The 17,459-nt window shown below is 57.5% G+C and carries 23 protein-coding genes and 1 other RNA gene; 14 read left to right on the top strand and 10 right to left on the bottom strand.

Annotation, left to right across the window (positions count from 1 at the left end; all coding sequences use genetic code 11):
* Positions 1 to 170 precede the first annotated feature (170 nt).
* Positions 171 to 887 (top strand): glycoside hydrolase family 104 protein, encoded by a 717-nt coding sequence (locus FZX13_RS03485; protein ID WP_226407303.1) that lies wholly within the window; start codon positions 171 to 173, stop codon positions 885 to 887.
* 16 nt (positions 888 to 903) lie between these two features.
* Here the strand turns inward: FZX13_RS03485 and FZX13_RS03480 are convergent, their stop codons facing one another.
* On the bottom strand, positions 904 to 1,713 hold the full coding sequence (locus tag FZX13_RS03480; protein ID WP_115021980.1) for a TPM domain-containing protein: 810 nt from the start codon (positions 1,711 to 1,713) through the stop codon (positions 904 to 906).
* Between FZX13_RS03480 and FZX13_RS03475 the strand changes: the two genes are divergently transcribed.
* Positions 1,712 to 2,944, top strand: a complete 1,233-nt coding sequence (locus FZX13_RS03475) for a class I SAM-dependent methyltransferase (protein WP_226407301.1) — start codon at positions 1,712 to 1,714, stop codon at positions 2,942 to 2,944. The two genes, FZX13_RS03480 and FZX13_RS03475, sit on opposite strands and share 2 nt — an antisense overlap.
* Here the strand turns inward: FZX13_RS03475 and aroB are convergent.
* Complete coding sequence (gene aroB, locus FZX13_RS03470) at positions 2,898 to 4,013, bottom strand: 3-dehydroquinate synthase (protein WP_226407299.1); 1,116 nt, start codon at positions 4,011 to 4,013, stop codon at positions 2,898 to 2,900. The genes FZX13_RS03475 and aroB overlap by 47 nt on opposite strands.
* A gap of 61 nt (positions 4,014 to 4,074) precedes the next feature.
* Between aroB and FZX13_RS03465 the strand changes: the two genes are divergently transcribed.
* From FZX13_RS03465 to ssrS, 3 genes are all read left to right on the top strand, one after another.
* On the top strand, positions 4,075 to 4,947 hold the full coding sequence (locus FZX13_RS03465) for a carbohydrate ABC transporter permease (protein ID WP_226408238.1): 873 nt from the start codon (positions 4,075 to 4,077) through the stop codon (positions 4,945 to 4,947).
* 52 nt (positions 4,948 to 4,999) lie between these two features.
* Positions 5,000 to 6,160: a 5-(carboxyamino)imidazole ribonucleotide synthase gene (locus FZX13_RS03460; RefSeq protein ID WP_226407288.1), complete on the top strand. Its 1,161-nt coding sequence runs from the start codon at positions 5,000 to 5,002 to the stop codon at positions 6,158 to 6,160.
* 7 nt (positions 6,161 to 6,167) lie between these two features.
* A non-coding RNA gene (gene ssrS / locus FZX13_RS03455) (6S RNA) lies at positions 6,168 to 6,351 on the top strand.
* A 398-nt stretch (positions 6,352 to 6,749) separates the two neighbouring features.
* On the opposite strand, the gene FZX13_RS03450 is transcribed toward ssrS, so the two are convergent.
* Positions 6,750 to 6,962 (bottom strand): hypothetical protein, encoded by a 213-nt coding sequence (locus tag FZX13_RS03450; protein WP_226407286.1) that lies wholly within the window; start codon positions 6,960 to 6,962, stop codon positions 6,750 to 6,752.
* A gap of 127 nt (positions 6,963 to 7,089) precedes the next feature.
* On the opposite strand from FZX13_RS03450, the gene FZX13_RS03445 reads away from it, so the two are divergent.
* Positions 7,090 to 7,242: a hypothetical protein gene (locus FZX13_RS03445; RefSeq protein ID WP_226407284.1), complete on the top strand. Its 153-nt coding sequence runs from the start codon at positions 7,090 to 7,092 to the stop codon at positions 7,240 to 7,242.
* Positions 7,243 to 7,415: 173 nt separating this feature from the next.
* Positions 7,416 to 7,595 carry a hypothetical protein gene (locus FZX13_RS03440; protein ID WP_115021988.1) on the top strand — a complete coding sequence of 60 codons (180 nt, stop codon included), beginning with the start codon at positions 7,416 to 7,418 and terminating at the stop codon, positions 7,593 to 7,595.
* On the opposite strand, the gene FZX13_RS03435 is transcribed toward FZX13_RS03440, so the two are convergent.
* Positions 7,583 to 7,858 (bottom strand): DUF2103 domain-containing protein, encoded by a 276-nt coding sequence (locus tag FZX13_RS03435; RefSeq protein WP_115094020.1) that lies wholly within the window; start codon positions 7,856 to 7,858, stop codon positions 7,583 to 7,585. The genes FZX13_RS03440 and FZX13_RS03435 overlap by 13 nt on opposite strands.
* A 74-nt stretch (positions 7,859 to 7,932) precedes the next feature.
* Between FZX13_RS03435 and FZX13_RS03430 the strand changes: the two genes are divergently transcribed.
* Complete coding sequence (locus FZX13_RS03430; RefSeq protein WP_115021992.1) at positions 7,933 to 8,160, top strand: hypothetical protein; 228 nt, start codon at positions 7,933 to 7,935, stop codon at positions 8,158 to 8,160.
* A gap of 1 nt (position 8,161) precedes the next feature.
* Here the strand turns inward: FZX13_RS03430 and clpS are convergent, their stop codons facing one another.
* On the bottom strand, positions 8,162 to 8,458 hold the full coding sequence (gene clpS / locus FZX13_RS03425) for an ATP-dependent Clp protease adapter ClpS (protein WP_115094018.1): 297 nt from the start codon (positions 8,456 to 8,458) through the stop codon (positions 8,162 to 8,164).
* Between the two features lie 72 nt (positions 8,459 to 8,530).
* Between clpS and petN the strand changes: the two genes are divergently transcribed.
* Positions 8,531 to 8,632, top strand: a complete 102-nt coding sequence (petN, locus tag FZX13_RS03420; RefSeq protein WP_011364412.1) for a cytochrome b6-f complex subunit PetN — start codon at positions 8,531 to 8,533, stop codon at positions 8,630 to 8,632.
* 109 nt (positions 8,633 to 8,741) lie between these two features.
* On the top strand, positions 8,742 to 10,097 hold the full coding sequence (locus FZX13_RS03415; RefSeq protein WP_226407282.1) for a hypothetical protein: 1,356 nt from the start codon (positions 8,742 to 8,744) through the stop codon (positions 10,095 to 10,097).
* On the opposite strand, the gene psb29 is transcribed toward FZX13_RS03415, so the two are convergent.
* A complete protein-coding gene (psb29, locus tag FZX13_RS03410) occupies positions 10,079 to 10,726 on the bottom strand; it encodes a photosystem II biogenesis protein Psp29 (RefSeq protein WP_226407280.1) in 648 nt (215 codons plus the stop codon). The two genes, FZX13_RS03415 and psb29, sit on opposite strands and share 19 nt — an antisense overlap.
* 18 nt (positions 10,727 to 10,744) lie before the next feature.
* Here psb29 and clpP point away from each other — a divergent pair, with 18 nt between their 5' ends.
* Positions 10,745 to 11,401 carry an ATP-dependent Clp endopeptidase proteolytic subunit ClpP gene (gene clpP / locus FZX13_RS03405; RefSeq protein WP_255617924.1) on the top strand — a complete coding sequence of 219 codons (657 nt, stop codon included), beginning with the start codon at positions 10,745 to 10,747 and terminating at the stop codon, positions 11,399 to 11,401.
* Positions 11,398 to 11,568 carry a DUF2256 domain-containing protein gene (locus FZX13_RS03400; protein WP_115022000.1) on the top strand — a complete coding sequence of 57 codons (171 nt, stop codon included), beginning with the start codon at positions 11,398 to 11,400 and terminating at the stop codon, positions 11,566 to 11,568. Before clpP ends, FZX13_RS03400 begins: the two co-directional genes overlap by 4 nt.
* 52 nt (positions 11,569 to 11,620) lie before the next feature.
* On the opposite strand, the gene ftsH is transcribed toward FZX13_RS03400, so the two are convergent.
* Genes ftsH through pyk form a run of 3 tightly spaced genes read right to left on the bottom strand, consistent with a single transcriptional unit; the run spans position 11,621 to position 16,293 of the window.
* Positions 11,621 to 13,540, bottom strand: a complete 1,920-nt coding sequence (gene ftsH / locus FZX13_RS03395; protein ID WP_115094014.1) for an ATP-dependent zinc metalloprotease FtsH — start codon at positions 13,538 to 13,540, stop codon at positions 11,621 to 11,623.
* Positions 13,541 to 13,598: 58 nt separating this feature from the next.
* Positions 13,599 to 14,828 carry an ABC transporter permease gene (locus FZX13_RS03390; protein ID WP_226407269.1) on the bottom strand — a complete coding sequence of 410 codons (1,230 nt, stop codon included), beginning with the start codon at positions 14,826 to 14,828 and terminating at the stop codon, positions 13,599 to 13,601.
* Positions 14,829 to 14,841: 13 nt separating this feature from the next.
* Entirely contained in the window at positions 14,842 to 16,293 is a 1,452-nt protein-coding gene (gene pyk, locus FZX13_RS03385; RefSeq protein ID WP_115022007.1) for a pyruvate kinase, read from the bottom strand.
* A gap of 56 nt (positions 16,294 to 16,349) precedes the next feature.
* Between pyk and FZX13_RS03380 the strand changes: the two genes are divergently transcribed.
* On the top strand, positions 16,350 to 16,679 hold the full coding sequence (locus tag FZX13_RS03380; protein WP_115022009.1) for a nucleoside triphosphate pyrophosphohydrolase family protein: 330 nt from the start codon (positions 16,350 to 16,352) through the stop codon (positions 16,677 to 16,679).
* 8 nt (positions 16,680 to 16,687) lie between these two features.
* Complete coding sequence (locus FZX13_RS03375) at positions 16,688 to 17,173, top strand: hypothetical protein (protein WP_226407267.1); 486 nt, start codon at positions 16,688 to 16,690, stop codon at positions 17,171 to 17,173.
* Here the strand turns inward: FZX13_RS03375 and FZX13_RS03370 are convergent.
* Positions 17,162 to 17,458 (bottom strand): YggT family protein, encoded by a 297-nt coding sequence (locus FZX13_RS03370; protein WP_115022017.1) that lies wholly within the window; start codon positions 17,456 to 17,458, stop codon positions 17,162 to 17,164. The genes FZX13_RS03375 and FZX13_RS03370 overlap by 12 nt on opposite strands.
* Between the last annotated feature and the right edge of the window lies 1 nt (position 17,459).

The raw sequence follows: 17,459 nt of genomic DNA, 5'->3' as shown, positions 1-17,459 counted from the left end.
CGCCCACGCTGATGGCTTGTCCAATTGTTTGACTGGCATATATACCTATTGCTTTGAACCTTTGGTTCGACAAAGTCACCGCGAGTGGAAATTTTTTCCGCCTGAGCACCTCATCCGCTTCTGATGTGCTTCTCGTCCTCTTTTGAGGGCATGCTCTTTGAACGCTTTTTATGGCTATCTCTGCATTCATCGGTCGTCAGACGCTTTCGGCGGCCGTGATCGTCGGAGTTCTGCCTGCCGTTTGTTCCGTTCTGCCCGCGCAAGCCAGCTTGCTGCCCCCTGCCTCGCGGGCGCAGTTGGTTCACACCCCCGAAGTCCAGCCCAGCCTGGCAATTCCCTACGTGATTACGCCCGAACGTCGGGCAATGCTCAACACGATTCGCTTCGCTGAAGGCACCTGGAAAGGTGGTCTGGATGTTGGTTATCGGGTGATGTTCGGTGGTGGCTTGATGTCCTCTCTCGACCGTCATCCCAATCGCGTGATCTACAGCTCCCGCTACGCCAGTGCGGCTGCCGGGGCCTACCAGTTCATGCCGTTCACCTGGAATCTGGTCCAACGCAGCATCGGTGTACGGGGGTTTGGTCCTGAGGCTCAAGATCAGGGAGCTTTGTTTTTGATTCAGCGCCGTAAAGCACTTGTTCTGACCGACAGCGGCGTCCTCAGCCCAATCCTCGCTGCCAAGCTGGCTCCTGAGTGGGCGTCATTTCCCACCCTTGCTGGTAGGAGCTACTACGGCCAGCCCGTCAAAAAATATGCGCGGCTGCGCTCGTTTTACGACGTGAATCTTGCTGAGCTCCGACGCCTCCGCGATCTGAAGCGTCAGGCTCTCATTGCCCCTCCTGCGATCTGCACCGGGTCGCGCATCGCTTGCGCAACCCAGCTCTGAGGGGCATCAATTCTCCTCAACCTTCTGTGTCGCTCTGTAGGCGACGCCCCACTGTCACCTGGGCGATCAGATAGGCAGCAATGCCGCCTCCGAGGAAGCCAACGGTGTTTCTCAGAATGGGCAAATACTCAGATGTTCGCGTGATCACGGGCGCGATGCCGAAGACGCCAAACAACATCACCCAAAGTGGTGACAGCAAAAGCATCCAGCCCCAGGCAATCGTTTCATCGTCCTTGCGGGGGTAGGCCGCAAAGCCTGCAATTAAGCCTCCAAAAACCGATGTGGTTAGCGTCCACAGCCACTGTTCTTGCGGAAGTCCTGGCACAACCTGACAGCCGCCCCGGTCAAGACAGATCTCCACAGCATTGAGCGCATCGAGCACAGCTCCGTCTTCACCGTGCTCCTTGACGTAGTACTGGTTGCCGTAACGGGTCTGCAGCTCGACCCAGTAGGTGCGCGGCATCATCGCGAAATAGGCATCGCCGACGTTGAAGTTCAGCAGATTCCCCCCCCGTGGGTCTGCCACCAGCAGCAGGCTGCTTTCATCCAGCCCCCAGAACTCGCGAATGGCTAGTCCTGGCGTGCGTTCGTACTGCGTCAACACTCGCATTTTCCAGCCTGTGCGCTCTTCCACATCACCAAGGGATGCCTCCAACTGGGCCCTTTGGGTATCACTGAAAACCTTGGCGAGGTCGATCACCGGGGTGGGGTGATCTGGCAGCAGCTCGGGGTTGTCGTAGGCATCAGCGGGAGTCACCAGAACACCCAGGCTGACCAGAGCCACCACGACGAAGCTCCACAGATGTTGGATGCGATGTGTTCCCATGGAACTGCTGCAGCGACCGGCATTCTCTCCAATGAAACCGATGGCTGCGGCCTGTCCCGACTGGTTGGCAACGCATCTGCAACAGGCGGGGGGTGCCGTTCCGTTTTCACGGTTCATGGATCTGGCTCTCAACGAGCAAGAGCATGGCTACTACGGAGCAGGCCGTGCCCGCATCGGAACCCAGGGTGATTTCGTCACGTCTCCATCCCTGGGCAGCGACTTCACTGCCCTGCTGGCGCCCCAACTCCTGACCTGGCTCGCTTCCCTGTCCAGAACGGATACTGATCAGCGCCTTTCGATTGTTGAAATCGGGCCTGGGGAAGGCCATCTTGCCCATGATCTAATCGCCCAACTTTGCTCTTCCGACTCAGCGCTACTGCCTCATATCGAGATGGTGTTGGTTGAGGTCAACCCCGGCATGCGTCAGCGACAGCAGGCCCGGCTTCAGCAGGTGGATGGTTTGTCGGTGCGGTGGTGCTCCCTTGAGCAGCTGCGGAGTGATCCGGTGCGTGGGGTGGTGATCGCCCATGAGTTGCTGGATGCCCTCCCGGTGGAGCGATTGGTGTGGCGTGATGGATCACTCCAACAGGAGTGGGTTGAACTTGATCAAACCCATGGGCTGCGGACGACCCATCGGCCCCTGCCAGTTGCATTGCAGGACGAGATCAAGCGTGTGTGCATCAATCGCGGCATCCAGCTGCCTCCCCCCGATGCAGAGGAGGGTTGGACCACGGAGTGGAACAGTGCACTCCCCGATTGGTTCGCCACGGTGGGCGCCGCTTTGGATGCAGGAGTGCTCCTCGTGATTGATTACGCCCTGGAAGCCCATCGCTACTACACGGCTCGGCGCTCGGAGGGCACCCTCATGGCTGTTCGAGCCCAAGCGGCGGGCCTGTCGCCGTTGCATCAGCCCGGCGAGCAGGACCTGACGGCACATCTCTGCATCGATGTTGTTGCTGAGGCCGCCAAGCGCAGCGGCTGGTTGGTGGGTGATCAGGCCAAGCAGGGTGAGGCACTCCTTGCACTGGGACTCGCGGAGCGTCTCCATGACCTTCAACAGCTGCCTGGCCAACGTTTGGCGGAAGCCTTGCAGCGCCGTGAAACCCTGCTTCGGCTGGTGGACCCTTCGGGTCTTGGTGCCTTCCGCTGGCTCACCTATCTCTGGGGATTGCCCGAGGGGGGCTTCAGCCTTGCAGCTGCTCCAGGCAACTCAGAATCTCCTCGCGACTGACGTCATCGCGAATTTCGACGGAACCGATCCCTGTTGGGAGCACGAAGCGCAATCGACCATCGCGCACCTTTTTGTCGCCCTGCAAGCTGTTCAGTACAGCTTCTGCGGAGAGATCGGGCCAGGCGGTGGGTAGTCCGCTGCTGTCGATCAGCCGGCGTTGCCGATCCGCTTCATTGCGACTCCAGCTTCCCCGCAGCACGGCGAGTTCGCCCACAGCCACCATGCCGATGGCGACTGCCTCGCCATGCAGCCAGGTGCCATAGCCGCAGAGGGTCTCCACCACGTGGCCGAAGGTGTGGCCGTAATTCAGAATTGCTCGCAAACCTCCTTCCCGTTCATCAGCCTCCACCACTCGTGCCTTTGCAGCAGCGGATCGACCCAGGATTGAGCTCAAGCGCTCGGCTCCAAGCCCCGAGGGCGTGCTCGGGTCATTGCAGGCCTCCAGCTCATCAAACAATTCAGTATCTCCGAGAATTCCGTATTTGATGACCTCCGCCATGCCGGCACGGAATTCCCGTTCGGGCAGGGTGTTGAGGGTTGAAGGATCGATCAGCACCAGGCGCGGCTGGTGAAAGGCTCCGATCAGGTTCTTGCCGCGGGGATGGTTGACGCCGGTCTTGCCACCGATGGATGCATCCACCATCGCCAGCAGGGTGGTTGGAACCTGCACAACCTGAATGCCCCGCAGCCAGGTGGCTGCCGCAAAACCGGTCATGTCTCCGACAACGCCGCCGCCGAGGGCCACCATCAGCGAGCTGCGTTCGAGCTTGGCGCCATAAGCGGCATCGTGAATTGATGCCACCGTTGCGGGGGTTTTCTGGTGTTCGCCGGCGTCGATCACCAGAAGTTCAGTGCTGAAGCCTGCATCCTTGAGGCTGTTCAGGCAGCCGTCTCCATAGGGCGTTGCGACATCCGGGTTGCTCACCACCAGCACACGCCGACCGGGTTGGACCCCCGCGTCCAGCATCTGCTGGCCGAGGCTGGCCAGGCTGCCGGCACCGATCACAACGTCGTAGGGATTGCGCTCCAGCGCAACGCGGATGTGATGCAACGGGGTGATTGTGGTCATGAAACCGTTGGAACCCACCTACTCTCGCAACAGTGTCGCTGGTTCAGTGCGCGAGAGAGCAGTGCGCAACTCCCTTTCGGCCTGGGCATTTCTCCTGCCGGCGGTGATCCTGATCAGCTTGTCGGTGCTGCTGCCGGCGTTGATGGCTCTGGTGATGAGTTTCACCGCAACGGGTCTGGATGTCAGTGAACCGCTGCGATTCGTGGGCCTGGCCAACCTGCAGCGGTTGGTGTCGGATCCCATGGCGCGTCAGGTGCTGGTCACCACATTTCTGTATCTGATCGGTGTGGTGCCCCCCATTGTTCTGGGGGCATTGGCACTAGCTGTTCTGGTCAACCAGGGTTTGCCAGGTCGTTCCTTGCTGCGGGGTGCCTTCTACACCCCTGTGCTGGTATCAATCGTGGTTGCTGCCATCGCCTTTCGCTGGCTTTACGCCGAGAACGGTCTGATCAACGGATGGTTGAGCGTGCTGCTCGGAGATGCCTTTAGCCCGATCGGTTTTCTCACAACCCCGCAGCTGGCGCTTCCAGCGGTGATGTTGGTGACCCTCTGGAAGGGTCTCGGTTACTACATGGTCATTTTTCTGGCGGGTCTCCAGGGGATCCCCAAGGAGCTCTACGAAGCAGCTGAGCTTGATGGCAGCGAGGGATGGAGAAAGCATCTCGACATCACCTTGCCCTTGATGGGCCCCTACGTGACCCTGGTTGCTGTCGTGTCATCGATTGCTGCCACGAAGGTCTTTGAGGAGGTGTTTCTGATGACCCAGGGAGGTCCGGCCGATGCCACGCGAACCATCGTTTACTACGTCTACGACCAGGCCTTTGCTGAATTGGAGATCAGCTACGCCTGCACCTTGGGCTTGGCCCTGTTCCTAGTGGTCATTTTGTTCACCATGATTCGTCTGGTCTTTGCCGGCGATCGTCCGTTGATTTGACGCTGTCATCGGCCCCGCTAGGTGGCAAGCTGCGAGAGACGGCTCGGACACGATGATCGGTGTTGTGGGAGGTGGTCAGCTGGCACGGATGCTTGTGCAGGCCGCCACGCAACGAGAGGTTCCGATCGCGGTGCAAACCTCCAATGCAGCGGATCCTGCCGCCGGCTTGGCGGCGCGTCATGTTGAGGCGGATCCCCGGGACGTGGCTGGAACCCGTGAACTGGTGGTGGGTTGTGACGGTGTCACCTTCGAGAACGAGTGGGTCAACATCGACGCCCTTCTTCCGCTTGAGCAGCAGGGGGTTCGCTTCCGCCCGTCGTTGGCCGCTCTGTCGCCACTTGTCGACAAACTCTCGCAGCGTCAGCTGCTCGACGACCTGGCGATTCCAAGTTCACCCTGGTGTCCGCTCAGTTTGATTTCTCCGGCCCAACCTGCTCTTCCCCAGGGTTGGACCTTTCCTGTGATGGCGAAGGCGTCCCGTGGGGGATACGACGGCAAGGGCACTGTGGTGCTGCGCGATATCGAAGCCCTTGCGCAGTTGTTGCGGGCCGTCACAGCAGACCACTGGCTCCTGGAATCGTGGGTGGATTACGAGCTGGAGCTGGCTCTCGTCGTCAGCCGAGATCAAAAAGGAAGGATCCGCCACTTCCCACTGGTGCAAACCCACCAGCATCAACAAGTCTGTGACTGGGTTCTGGCACCTGCGCCGGTGGACCCGTCGGTGGCGGCTTTGGCTTACAACGTTGCGGCATCGCTGATGACGAAGCTCAGTTACGTCGGCGTGCTGGCTTTGGAATTCTTTTACGGGCCAGCAGGTCTGCAAGTGAATGAAATTGCCCCTCGCACCCACAATTCAGGCCATTTCTCCATCGAGGCTTGCACCAGCAGTCAGTTTGATCAGCAGCTCTGCATCGCTGCCGGCCTCCCCGTGCCGGAGCCAGAGCTGAGCAGCTGCGGTGCCTTGATGGTCAACCTGCTGGGCCTGGATCCAGCCCGCCACGCTCCTTTGGATCAGCGGCTTCAGGCGCTTGAGGCCATACAGGGTCTTCATCTGCACTGGTACGGCAAGTCGCCGGAGACACCGGGTCGCAAGTTGGGGCATGTGACGCTGCTTCTCGAGGGCGACACGGTTCTGAAGCGGCGCGATGAGGCCGACTCAGCACTCGCGGCCATTCGCAGGATCTGGCCTCTTCAGAGCGAGAGTCCCGATTAATGTTGTGGATGAACTGCTGTGTTGGTGACGGCCTTTCTTTAGTGCTCTGATCTGACTCTCTTTCGACTTGGGGAGACTGTCGTGACGGTGACGTAGACCGGCCTTGCAGCCGGAAACGAAGCCCCACTTTGTCGCCCCTTCTGGTTCTTCCAGGTCGATCACTGGGGCTCGCACGGCATGGTGGTTCACCCTCTTCAACCTCTGCCTGGCGAGAGGAATTTCTCGAAACGTTGTGAAAAATGACTCTTATGTATTTAATGAATGGCTTGAATGCGTTTGGATCTGAAAACTATTTTCATAACGCTGTCTTTGGTGAATGAGTTTTTGGGGTTCTAACTGATTGTCTAGTTGCTTTTGTTGTCTGACTTCCGGTGAGGAGGGATGTTCTTGTTAGTGGGGTAATCCTCTCATCATCCAAGACTCTGCAAGAAAGAACAAAAGGAAGAATGTGCTGATGCAAATGACCAGGGTCTTGCCGTTCACTCTGTAATCGTTAGCTCTTGTGGAGTCTAAATTCTTTGCGTTGAGGCTGCACTAACCGATGTTCGAGCAAAGGTGTAATGGTTGATTCAATCAAGCTTTTCGTGATCTAGCTTTCGGAGTGGTTGAACTCTTGGAGTGCATATTGGGCGAGGCATTTGTTTTTTTCTGTATCGGTCAGCGAGATGGTGGTCACGCTTTGATGCCAGTTTCGACGGTTGATCAGTTCATTGAATTCGGTCAGCGCGTCTTCAAGATCGTCGAAGACTCCTATGATCTCGGTGCTTTGTGGTCCTTGCCTGACTGCAACTTCAAGGGGCATGGGAGATCTTTGGAGCTTTCGAAGGTTAGCCGCGAAGGGATGTGTAGTCGATGATGCTTACTGCTGTGTGAACATGGCTTGTCAATGACTTGATCGTCTTTAAGGTCTGGATGGTTGCAGTGCTGTGATGCGCGATCCTCGGCTTGACGAACTAATTCAAATGGAAACCTGGGATTGGTGGAAGGCTCAGGTTTTTTATCTGCGGGAAAAGAAGGATTATGCGGGTGCCGAAGCCTTGTTTTTAGAATTCAAGTTAACCGCCCCGGAATCAAAAGATTGAGGCTTGATTGATCTTTTCAGCATCATGAAAGTTAAGATCTAGTTTCTTTTTATCTAAATTTTTTGATTGATTAGGTCTTCGCTTTTGCCTGAATGTCAACTATCCATGCTTTTGCCGCTGTGTTCTTGGTGACAGCCGGAATGTCGTGCTTCGACCTTTCAAGCAGCCCCAGGGTGAGCGCCGTTACCTTTCTGACTGATGACGCTGAAATTGCTTGCCGAGCGATTCTTCCCCAGTGCTTCAAGCGATCCGACTGGGCTGCGCTCTGCGCTGGTGATCCCGACTTTGCGGAGGGCCATCCAGAGTCCTGTCGAGCTGCAGGCTTCGAGCAAGAACCACCTCAGGGGCGGTGATGCAATACAGCCCTCTCCAGGTCAGGTCGACTCATGGATGTCACGACAAAAACCTCTTGGGCTGAGCTTCCTTTGCGAGCGACCAGCTTGTACCCCCCATGGATTTGCGTCGACACCCGTAGCTGAAGATCGGGACTTCTCCCACGGACCCTGCAGATCACAGCAGGGGTAATCGTTTGAATATTCGTCTCCTGAGCCAGCGCCTTCAGCCATGGGATCAATCCCTGCACATAGGTGCTGTGGGTGATGACAACCCGGCCCAAAGCTGAATGAAAACCTGAGAACTGGTGAAAGCTAGCCACTTTGGCTATGCCAGAGAGAGCGCTCCGGAGCTGTGATGCTGAAATCAGTTGACGCTCTTCGCCTCGTGATTCGCGGCCCACTGGAAGATGCGTGCGGCCCTCAGGCCCGCATGCTCACCGCAGAGGTGCACGGAACGGAAGTACGGGGCTTGGCCCTCTGCCCTGGCCGTGTGGTTCGTTTTGTGATGGATGAACGGTTACAGCGTCTGCAGATTGATGATCGACTCCGGTTGACCAAGGCCAGCCGCAAACCAGCTGCCTAGATCAACAGCGTTCTATTGGGGCCATGGTGAGTCCCTCGGCCTGCAGCTGCTGGTGGTAGAGCTCGGCTTGCTCTAGGGGGCCACACCAAACCTCAGCTGAACCCTGTCGATCAATCTTGTTCGCAAGGTTCCAGGCATTGTCCTCACTCATGCCAGGAATGATCTTGCGCAGGCAATCCACCACATGCTGAAAGGTGTTGACATCGTCGTTCAACACGATGACGCGAGCTTGGGGATAGCGCTGGGTCGTCTCCTGGCGCTCCATCACTGCAGAGGAACCGGGGCTGGAGCTGGTCATGACAGTTGCCTCCGGCAGTACGAAATCATGCTTGACCCTAGGTAGGATCTCAACAATCAAGCGGTCAAGCGCATGTTGTTCACTCTGGGTTGGGCTTCCTTGGCCGCCATGTTCAGTTTCTCTATCGCCATGGTCGTCTGGGGACGCAACGGTGACGGAACCCTGAACTTCTGATCGAATCTGTGCTTCAAGACGCACCACTTCTTAGCCAGACCCTGGCGGTCACGGCAGCAGTGCTTCTTGGCTTCGTCAGCGTTGCGGTGATCTACCTCTCAACGATCGAATGGAGAGACCGCCGACGCCGCAAGGGTCCAACCAAATCATCATCCTGATTGGTTTCATTCGAAAGCAGCTGGTTGCCTTTCCGTGCACGGCTCTACTGCTGGGGCTGATTCTTGTTGTTCCTAGCCTGCTGCTCAGCGCGTCCAACCTCACGCCCACTCTGAATCGCCGAGGAACAGCAGAGCTGTTCGAGATCACAAGAAGCGCTCGGCTGGTTCAGAGTTTTGAAGCTGATCCAACGTCTCCTGTACCCCTGATCTGGCAGAAGCGGCTTTCTCCTGATGCTGCTCTTGATCGTTGGAAACGCCACGGACGTGCTGTTTGGTGGCTGATCTGGCTGGATGACGGTGAACCCGTTCTTGCTCTCCCGAGCTCATCAGATCCGTCTTCTCTGGATCTTCTTTTTGCTGATGAGCTGCATCGCATCAGCTTTGATCAACTCCCCCCGCTTGAGTCACGTACACCGTCGCCACTGGAGCAGAACTGCCTGAAGCGTCTCACCAGCGCAACGGCTGTTCAGTGGCAACCCTCAGGGTTGGCGTCGATCAGTTGGCCCCTGTTCCCCTCCTTGGCAAGTGTGTCTCATGGCTGCCTGCGTGTTGTGCTTCGGGGAGATCGGCTCATGGCTGAGGGGCCTGTCGCCTCCAGCCCCTTTGTGTCTCTCAAGGATGGACAGGCTCGAGGTCGAACCAAGCGTGTTCGGTTCGATTCCTCCTTGAGTTATCTCCAGCTGAACAGCGTTGCTTTGCAGCCACTGCTCGGATCCTTCCTGAACAACCCTTTGATCGCTGAGCAGCTGACCAGCCGTTATGGACTCCCTCAGGAGCTTCGTGATGTTCTGCTCGCTGCTCCTGTCGTTCTGCGCGTGGATGGCTTGAACGATGGTCGCTTTCGCGCCTCCGTTCAAGCCAGGTTGATGGTTCCTGCTGATCAAATCGGCCAACTCAAGGCCAGCCTTGATGCTGTTTCAACAGCATTGTTGCGGCGGGGATTCCAACGTGAGCAACGCCCACTGCTGATGCCCAAGGGGCCAAGCTCCAACCGTTTTGCAGATGTCTGGCTTGATCCCCAGGGTGATCCCAGCGGTGGATGGTCGGTTGGTTCTGAGATGCAGGGACGGGTTGAGTTGCTGCTTGCCCTGGGAGAAGCACCGACTCTTGATCAGGGCCCTCTGAAACGCCATGGTCAACAACGTCTTCGTCTCCGAGGCCGACCCAATGAATTGGTTCGGCTGGGCTGGCTTGGACCGGGCTGGCCCAGTGTGATTCGCAACGCATCTCAGCTGGAACTTGAGATGACAGCACTGCCTAAAGAGCGACAGCCCGGATGGCTGCGGCTTCAGCTGTCACTGCCTTGAGCCTGTTCCGCTAAACGGCGCTCCTTTTTCCGCTTTTCGGCCGCAATGGTTTCTTGCACCAGGTCAACCGCCTGGTCCATCCGTTCCCTGTTTGAGCCAAACAGCGACAGATCTTTCTCGACTCGATCTGCGGGTAAGCCGAGGATTTCGGCGAGTTCCTTGCACTGTTCGCCCAGGGCCTGACTGTCAGGGCTGCTGCCATCCACTCCGGCAGCCTCAAGCAGGCGCATCAGGCCTACTGCCATCAATCGCGAATAGTGGCCGTCATCGGGGAGACGTTTGGAGGAAAGCCAGGCCTTGATGCTGTCTAGATCTTTGCCTTTGGCCTCATCAATCAGCATTGTGCTGGTCTTCCGCAGGCCTGCAGCGTCAAAGCCATTGCTGCTACAGAGGGCGCTGAACAACCCTTCTGTCTGGGCTTCCGGCCGATATCCCTTCGTAAAAGTGTCGAACACGGTGCAGAGTCCGACGCTGAAGAGCTCATTGGCTTCAAAGCGACTCTGATGGCTCAGCAGGTGTAGCTCCACCAGCAACTCGTCAGCGAGCCGGCGATACAGCGGCGCGATGACGTGGGGAAAGGACTGATGAAACGACCGTTTGCTGTCCGCGATGGTCTGACTTTCGGCCAACGTGCAGTCCATGAATGAATGGCCGGAACCCTAGCGCCGCAGACATCGCCGTTAGGATTGTCCGACCCTGCTCAAGCTCAAATGATCCCGATTGTGATTGAGGAGTCCGGCCGGGGGGAAAGGGCCTTTGACATTTATTCCCGACTTCTGCGGGAGCGGATCATCTTCCTTGGTGAAGCAGTCACGAGTGACTCTGCCAATCGGATCGTTGCTCAGATGTTGTTCCTCGAAGCTGAGGATCCTGAAAAAGATATCTACCTCTATATCAACTCACCTGGAGGCTCTGTTTACGACGGCCTCGGCATCTTCGACACCATGCAGCACATCAAACCGGATGTGCACACCGTTTGTGTAGGCCTTGCCGCCAGCATGGGTGCCTTTCTTCTCTGTGCCGGCACCAAGGGCAAGCGCAGCAGCCTTCAGCATTCCCGAATCATGATTCACCAGCCCTTGGGTGGTGCACAGGGACAGGCGAGTGACATTCGGATCCAAGCTGATGAAATTCTCTTCCTGAAGGATCGACTCAATCAGGAGCTTGCTGATCGCACAGGTCAACCGCTGGACCGTATTCAGCACGACACGGACCGTGATTTCTTTATGTCCCCTACTGAAGCGGTGAACTACGGCTTGATTGATTCGGTGATCGACAAGCGCCCCGTTCAGGCTGTCGCTTGAAGCGGGGTGGATCCAAAAACGGAGGTTTAAAAAACAACCGTCCCAGCAAGATTTGCCCGGTATGCGCCCGACCATTTGAGTGGCGTAAGGCCTGGAGAAATTGTTGGGATGACGTTGTCTACTGTTCCGATCGCTGTCGTCGACGCAAGAACAAATCGAACCCATAAAAAAAGCCCCCGCCTGAGTAAGGCGGGGGCATTTGGTTGTTAGATCTTGGACTCAGTCCAGGGTGACGACGGTGCGGTCTTTTTCAGGAACAGCGGTGAATTCAGCGACAACAGCCTTGAACTCATCACCATTCATGGTTTCCTTCTCAATCAGCAATTCCACCAGGCGATCAATAGCTTCACGATTGGAAGCCACGATCTCCACAGTTTCGTCATAACAGCGCTTAACCATGTCGCGCACCTGGATGTCGATCTGCTGGGAGATCGACTCGGAGATTTCGCTACGAGACATCAAATCCCTGCCTAGAAAGACTTCCTGACCACCACCCTCAAGGGCAACAGGTCCAAGATCACTCATGCCTAGCCGGGTCACCATGTTCCTAGCCATCGAAGCCACCTGCTGGATGTCGCCACCGGCTCCAGTGGTGACTTCTTGGTGACCGAAAACAACGTCTTCGGCTGCCCGACCGCCAAGAGCACCCATGATCCTCGCCTTGAGCTGTGCACGGGTGACAAGGGTTTGCTCCTCATCCGGCGAGAACCAGGTGAGACCTTGGGCTTGACCACGAGGAACCAGGGTGACCTTCTGAACAGGGTCGTGATCCTTAACCAGCGTTCCGATTAGGGCGTGACCAACCTCGTGGTAAGCGATCAGACGCTTGCTGCGACCGTCGGTAAGGGGGCGACCTTCCATGCCGGCGATGATGCGGTCGACTGCGTCGTCGATCTCACTCAGACCGATGGAGTCCTTCCTTCGGCGGGCGGTGAGGATGGCTGCCTCGTTCATCAGATTGGCCAGGTCAGCACCGGTAAAACCTGGAGTGCGTCGGGCAATGCTTTCTAGAGAGAGCTCTGCGTCAAGCTTTTTGTTGCGGCAGTGAACATCGAGGATGGCAAGACGACCTTTGATGTCAGGAGCATCAACGGTGACCTGGCGATCAAAACGACCGGGTCGCATTAACGCTGAATCGAGTACGTCGGGACGGTTGGTCGCCGCAATGATGATGATTCCGCTATTTCCTTCAAAACCATCCATCTCCGTCAGGAGCTGGTTCAGCGTCTGCTCGCGCTCATCGTTGCCTCCACCGATTCCCGCACCGCGCTGACGGCCAACGGCATCGATTTCATCGATAAAGATCAAGCAAGGGCTGTTTTCTTTGGCCTTTTTGAACAAGTCGCGGACACGGCTGGCACCAACACCAACAAACATCTCAACAAACTCAGAGCCCGAAAGAGCAAAGAACGGAACCCCTGCTTCACCTGCAATGGCTTTGGCGAGAAGTGTTTTGCCTGTTCCAGGAGGGCCGACCAGCAGCAGGCCACGCGGGATCTGAGCACCCACGGAAGTAAATCGCTCGGGCTGCTTGAGGAAGGTGACGACCTCTTCGAGTTCCTGCTTGGCTTCTGTGACGCCTGCGACGTCGTCAAACATCACGCCAGTTTCGGCTTCCATCATGAACTTCGCCTTGCTCTTGCCAAATTGCATGGCTTGACCAGGGCCGCCTGGCATGTTGCTGTTGCGGCGAGCCAGAAAAATAAGCGCACCAATCAGCAAAAGTGGGAACAGGAGATTGCCCAGCACGCCAAGGGCAGGTGGTGCCGTGCGAGGGGGATGGATATCGAAGCTGATGCCTTCAGTTTTGAGTGTGTTGATCAGCTCCGGAGCAAGGCCTGGGAGGTCAACGCGAAGTCTCTGAACTCTGTTGTCGAGGTCTGGATCGACGGCTTCCACAACAGCGTTGCGGCCGCCGTCATAGATATCAACGGCTGTCACACGGCCGGCTTCGACGTAGTCGAGGAAGCGGCCATAGCTCATGCGGGCCACCGCTGCATTGCGTGGAGCAACAGTTGTGCCATTGCTGTCTTGGCTGAGGCTATTGATGCCTCCGTTGCTGACCACCTGCCAACCAATCAGCAAAACGACGCCGATCGGCAGAAGCCAGAGGGCAAGAAGGCGCCAGCGCTGATTCATGAGCCAAAAGAAATCATTAACTAGTGTAAAGGAGATGGACTGGATTTCGGGACCTTCTTTAAAGACTTCTCAGGGCAACAATCGGGTCGAGCTTGGCGGCTCTACGGGCGGGAACGACGCCGAAGAACAGTCCGATGGATCCTGAAAGTCCCACCGTGACAACAACTGTTGTCGCGCCGATTGCGGCCGGGAGTGGTGTGAATGCAGCCACAAGGCTCACTGTTCCCAGTCCAACCAAGGTGCCGATGGCACCGCCCAGGCTGGCGAGCACTAGCGACTCCACAAGAAACTGCTGCAGCACATCGCTGCTGCGGGCTCCCAAGGCCTTGCGCAGACCGATCTCCTCGGTGCGCTCGCTCACGGAGACCAGCATGATGTTCATGATCCCGATGCCGCCTACCAGGAGAGAGATCCCGCCGATGGCAGCGAGCATCAGAGTGAGGCCTCCGGTGATGGTGCCGACGATGGTGAGGGCATCCTTCTGGGAACGCACCGCGAAATCGTCATCCCGAAGAATCCGGTGACGCTGTCTCAGCAGATTGGTGATCTGGAACTTGGCTGCGCCCGTGCTTTGTTCATCCCTTGCTTCAACACTGATGAAGGTGAGGCTGACGCCGTAAATGGGATCCCGACCGGTGATCCGGCTCACCATTGTTGAGAGAGGGATATAGGCATTTTCATCCTGGTTGCTCCCGAACACGGCTCCTTTCGGTGCCATCACACCGACAACCTTGAACGCCTGATTGCCAATCCGAACCTGCTGACCGATCGCCGCACCGGTTGGAAACAGTTTGGTCCGCAGATCAGAGCCCAAAACCGCAACAGCTCGAGCGCCTGATTCGTCCTGGGAACTGATGAAACGTCCCTTCGCAACCTCAAAGCTGCGAACCGGTACAAACTCCGGTGTGACGCCGTAGATCGAACTTGTGGCACTGCGCGCCCCGGCCTGAACCACCTGGTTGCTGTTGATTTGGGGCGCCACCCGCTTGACGCTGGGGACTTGTTCCGCGATGGCTTCTGCGTCTTCAAGCACGAGGGTCTTCGGACGCGTTATTCCCTGGCGACGGGTGTTGTTGTTGCCCGGAACCACAAACAAGACGTTGGCGCCGAGATTGGTCAGCTGCTCTTCAGCCAGCCCCTGAGCGCCACGTCCAACGCCCACCAGGGTGATCACCGAGGCGTTTCCGATCACGATGCCCACCATGGTGAGCAGGCTGCGAAGTCGGTTGCTCCGCAGGGTGGACAGGGCCATCCGCACCGTTTCAGTGGCGGGCATGCGCCGGTTCATGGTGTGTTGTCGTTCAGAGCAGTGTCGCCTCAGCTTCGTTGCTCACGATGCTCACTTTGACCAGATCAGTGGATCCAGAGACCCCTGCATGGGTACCTGCGGACTGAATGACGAGATCTCCCTCCTTGAGCAGATTCAGCTCCCTGGCTTTAACCATGGCCGCGTGAAAGGTCTGCGTGGTGCGTTCTCCCTGAGGGATGACAAGGGGGGTGACCCCCCACACCAGCTGAAGGCGACAGGCAACGGTGCGATCAGGTGTGATGGCCAGGATCGGCGCCGCCGGTCGGAACTTGCTGACGTTGCGTGCCGTTGCGCCACTTTTGGTGAGGGGAACAATCGCCGATGCGTTGAGTTGGCTGGCGATAGTGCTGACTGCACCACTCAATGCGTTGGGAATTGTGCTGGGTAAGTGGCTGTCGATGGAGCGCTGGGGATAGTCCTTCTCGATCCGTTGGGCGATGGTGGCCATGGTCTGCACGGCTTCCACGGGGAAATCCCCCACAGCGGTCTCGTTGGACAGCATCACAGCGTCGGTGCCATCAAGGATGGCGTTAGCTACATCGCTAACTTCGGCACGGGTCGGCCGGGGGCTGGAGGCCATTGAATCAAGCATCTGGGTCGCCGTGATGATCGGAATGCCCAGGCTGTTGGCCTTGCGGATGAGTTCCTTCTGCAGCAAAGGAACTTCCTCCGCCGGCATCTCCACCCCCAGGTCACCACGGGCCACCATTACGCCGTCGCAGAGAGGAAGAATGGAATCGATCTGATCGATGGCCTCAAATTTCTCGATCTTTGCCACGACAGGGGTTTCATGACCGTGGTCACGGATCAGCCCGCGGATTTCCTCCATGTCGGAGGGGTTGCGAACGAAGCTGAGGGCAACCCAGTCCACCCCCTGACTGAGACCGAAAGCCAGATCAGTCTTGTCCTTGTCGGTCAGGGCACGGACGGAAAGCTGAACGTCGGGGAAGTTGACGCCCTTGTTGTTCGAAAGAACACCGCCAACGGTGACGGTGCAATGCAGGGTCTGCTCCGCTTTGTCGACGGCATCGACCTTCATCTCGACACGGCCGTCGTCGAGAAGAATCCTGCTCCCGGCGGTGACTTCGTCGGCCAGTTTGTCGTAGGTCACCGTTGCGATGGTTTTGTCGCAACTCACCGGTCGTGAGGTGAGCGTGAACGGATCCCCGTTAGCCAGGGTGATCGGCCCCTCAGCAAATCGCCCCAGCCTGATTTTTGGACCCTGAAGGTCCTGGAGGATGCCGATGGTCTGCCCCAATTCTTCAGACACCTGACGAATGGTGGCGATGCGTGCGGCGTGTTCGCTGTGGTCTCCGTGGGAGAAATTCAGCCTGAACGTCGTCGCGCCAGCCCTCACAAGTTCCTTGATGCGCTCTGGACTCTCAGTGGCTGGTCCGATGGTGGCCACGATCTTGGTCCGTCGGTTCAGGTCGAACTGGCCCATATCGTGGCTGAAAATCCTTGCGGAAACTACCATCCGGGCGTTTCCTAACGGGCCCCATGGAGATGAATTCCTATCAGGACGCTGCTCGAAAGACGGCTGCCTACCCGGATGTGGGCTGTAATCCGATCTATCCGACCCTCGGTTTGACGGGAGAAGCTGGCGAGGTTGCTGACAAGGTCAAGAAGGTGATTCGCGATCGTCAGGGTGTCTTTGATGTTGAGACCCGCGAAGCGATCAAGTTGGAACTGGGCGATGTGCTCTGGTACGTGGCTCAGCTGGCCAGCGAAATGGGTTATGACCTGAATGATGTGGCAGAAGCCAACCTTCAAAAACTGTCGAGCCGAGCTGCCCGTGGCCGCATCGGCGGCAGCGGTGACCAACGTTGATCTGCCCGATGTTTCGTCGTTTTTTTACTCTTTTTTTGAGCCTGCCGCTGCTGCTGGGACTGGCGCTGCCCTGTGATGCCGCTGAACTGCAACTCAGTGGGGTTCGTTTGGATCCCTGCAGTGAACAGGACCCCGGTAATCAGCCCGACTTGAGCCGTCCGGTGGGTGCCAGCTGCTATGTGCTGACGGGTGACGTTGAGAACAGCAGCCGGGACAGCGTTGTCGACACCGACGTTTACGCACGAATCCTGGACGCCAGTGGTGAACCTGTGCTTCCAAACAGAACCCGGGTGGGATCGATCGGCGATGTGAACCCCGGTCAATCCCAGTTTGCGTTGCGGATTTCGGTTCCTTCCGGAACGCCAGGACCGTTCGAGATTAAAAATGTCCGGGCGCGTGGTTTCAAAGCGCCAGTTCGAACCCGCGTCGATGCCGATGACGACGATTTGTTGCCGCTTGAACGGGGTATCAATCTGGATTCTTTACCAGGTTGATCCCGACATGTAAAAAGCACTGATGGACTGCCCCACCAGGCTCTGAAGCAGATTCAAGGCCAGGAACGCCAGGATTGCGGAAAGATCGATTCCTCCCAGGGGCGGAATTAGTCCCCGGAAAGCGTTGAGGTAGGGATCGGTGATCGCACTGACACTGCTCAGCACCGGGTTGCCCCAGTCGAGGTTGGGGAACCAGCTCAGCAGAACCCGAACGATCAAGACCAGGGAGTAAATCTGCAGGGTCTGGGACAGCACCTGCAGCAGGGTGACGGGAAGAGATTCCATG

The organism is Synechococcus sp. MU1625, from assembly GCF_020514205.1.
Lineage (GTDB): Bacteria > Cyanobacteriota > Cyanobacteriia > PCC-6307 > Cyanobiaceae > Parasynechococcus.
This window is presented reverse-complemented; position numbering and strand designations above follow the sequence as displayed.

Coding starts and splice junctions, on each gene's coding strand:
- FZX13_RS03485 (WP_226407303.1), top strand. CDS start 171: ATGGCTATCTCTGCATTCATCGGTCGTCAGACGCTTTCGGCGGCCGTG.
- FZX13_RS03475 (WP_226407301.1), top strand. CDS start 1,712: ATGGAACTGCTGCAGCGACCGGCATTCTCTCCAATGAAACCGATGGCT.
- FZX13_RS03480 (WP_115021980.1), bottom strand. CDS start 1,713: ATGGGAACACATCGCATCCAACATCTGTGGAGCTTCGTCGTGGTGGCT.
- aroB (WP_226407299.1), bottom strand. CDS start 4,013: ATGACCACAATCACCCCGTTGCATCACATCCGCGTTGCGCTGGAGCGC.
- FZX13_RS03460 (WP_226407288.1), top strand. CDS start 5,000: ATGATCGGTGTTGTGGGAGGTGGTCAGCTGGCACGGATGCTTGTGCAG.
- FZX13_RS03450 (WP_226407286.1), bottom strand. CDS start 6,962: ATGCCCCTTGAAGTTGCAGTCAGGCAAGGACCACAAAGCACCGAGATC.
- FZX13_RS03445 (WP_226407284.1), top strand. CDS start 7,090: ATGCGCGATCCTCGGCTTGACGAACTAATTCAAATGGAAACCTGGGAT.
- FZX13_RS03430 (WP_115021992.1), top strand. CDS start 7,933: ATGCTGAAATCAGTTGACGCTCTTCGCCTCGTGATTCGCGGCCCACTG.
- clpS (WP_115094018.1), bottom strand. CDS start 8,458: ATGACCAGCTCCAGCCCCGGTTCCTCTGCAGTGATGGAGCGCCAGGAG.
- petN (WP_011364412.1), top strand. CDS start 8,531: ATGTTGTTCACTCTGGGTTGGGCTTCCTTGGCCGCCATGTTCAGTTTC.
- FZX13_RS03415 (WP_226407282.1), top strand. CDS start 8,742: ATGGAGAGACCGCCGACGCCGCAAGGGTCCAACCAAATCATCATCCTG.
- clpP (WP_255617924.1), top strand. CDS start 10,745: ATGGCCGGAACCCTAGCGCCGCAGACATCGCCGTTAGGATTGTCCGAC.
- ftsH (WP_115094014.1), bottom strand. CDS start 13,540: ATGAATCAGCGCTGGCGCCTTCTTGCCCTCTGGCTTCTGCCGATCGGC.
- FZX13_RS03390 (WP_226407269.1), bottom strand. CDS start 14,828: ATGAACCGGCGCATGCCCGCCACTGAAACGGTGCGGATGGCCCTGTCC.
- pyk (WP_115022007.1), bottom strand. CDS start 16,293: ATGGGCCAGTTCGACCTGAACCGACGGACCAAGATCGTGGCCACCATC.
- FZX13_RS03380 (WP_115022009.1), top strand. CDS start 16,350: ATGGAGATGAATTCCTATCAGGACGCTGCTCGAAAGACGGCTGCCTAC.
- FZX13_RS03375 (WP_226407267.1), top strand. CDS start 16,688: ATGTTTCGTCGTTTTTTTACTCTTTTTTTGAGCCTGCCGCTGCTGCTG.
- FZX13_RS03370 (WP_115022017.1), bottom strand. CDS start 17,458: ATGGAATCTCTTCCCGTCACCCTGCTGCAGGTGCTGTCCCAGACCCTG.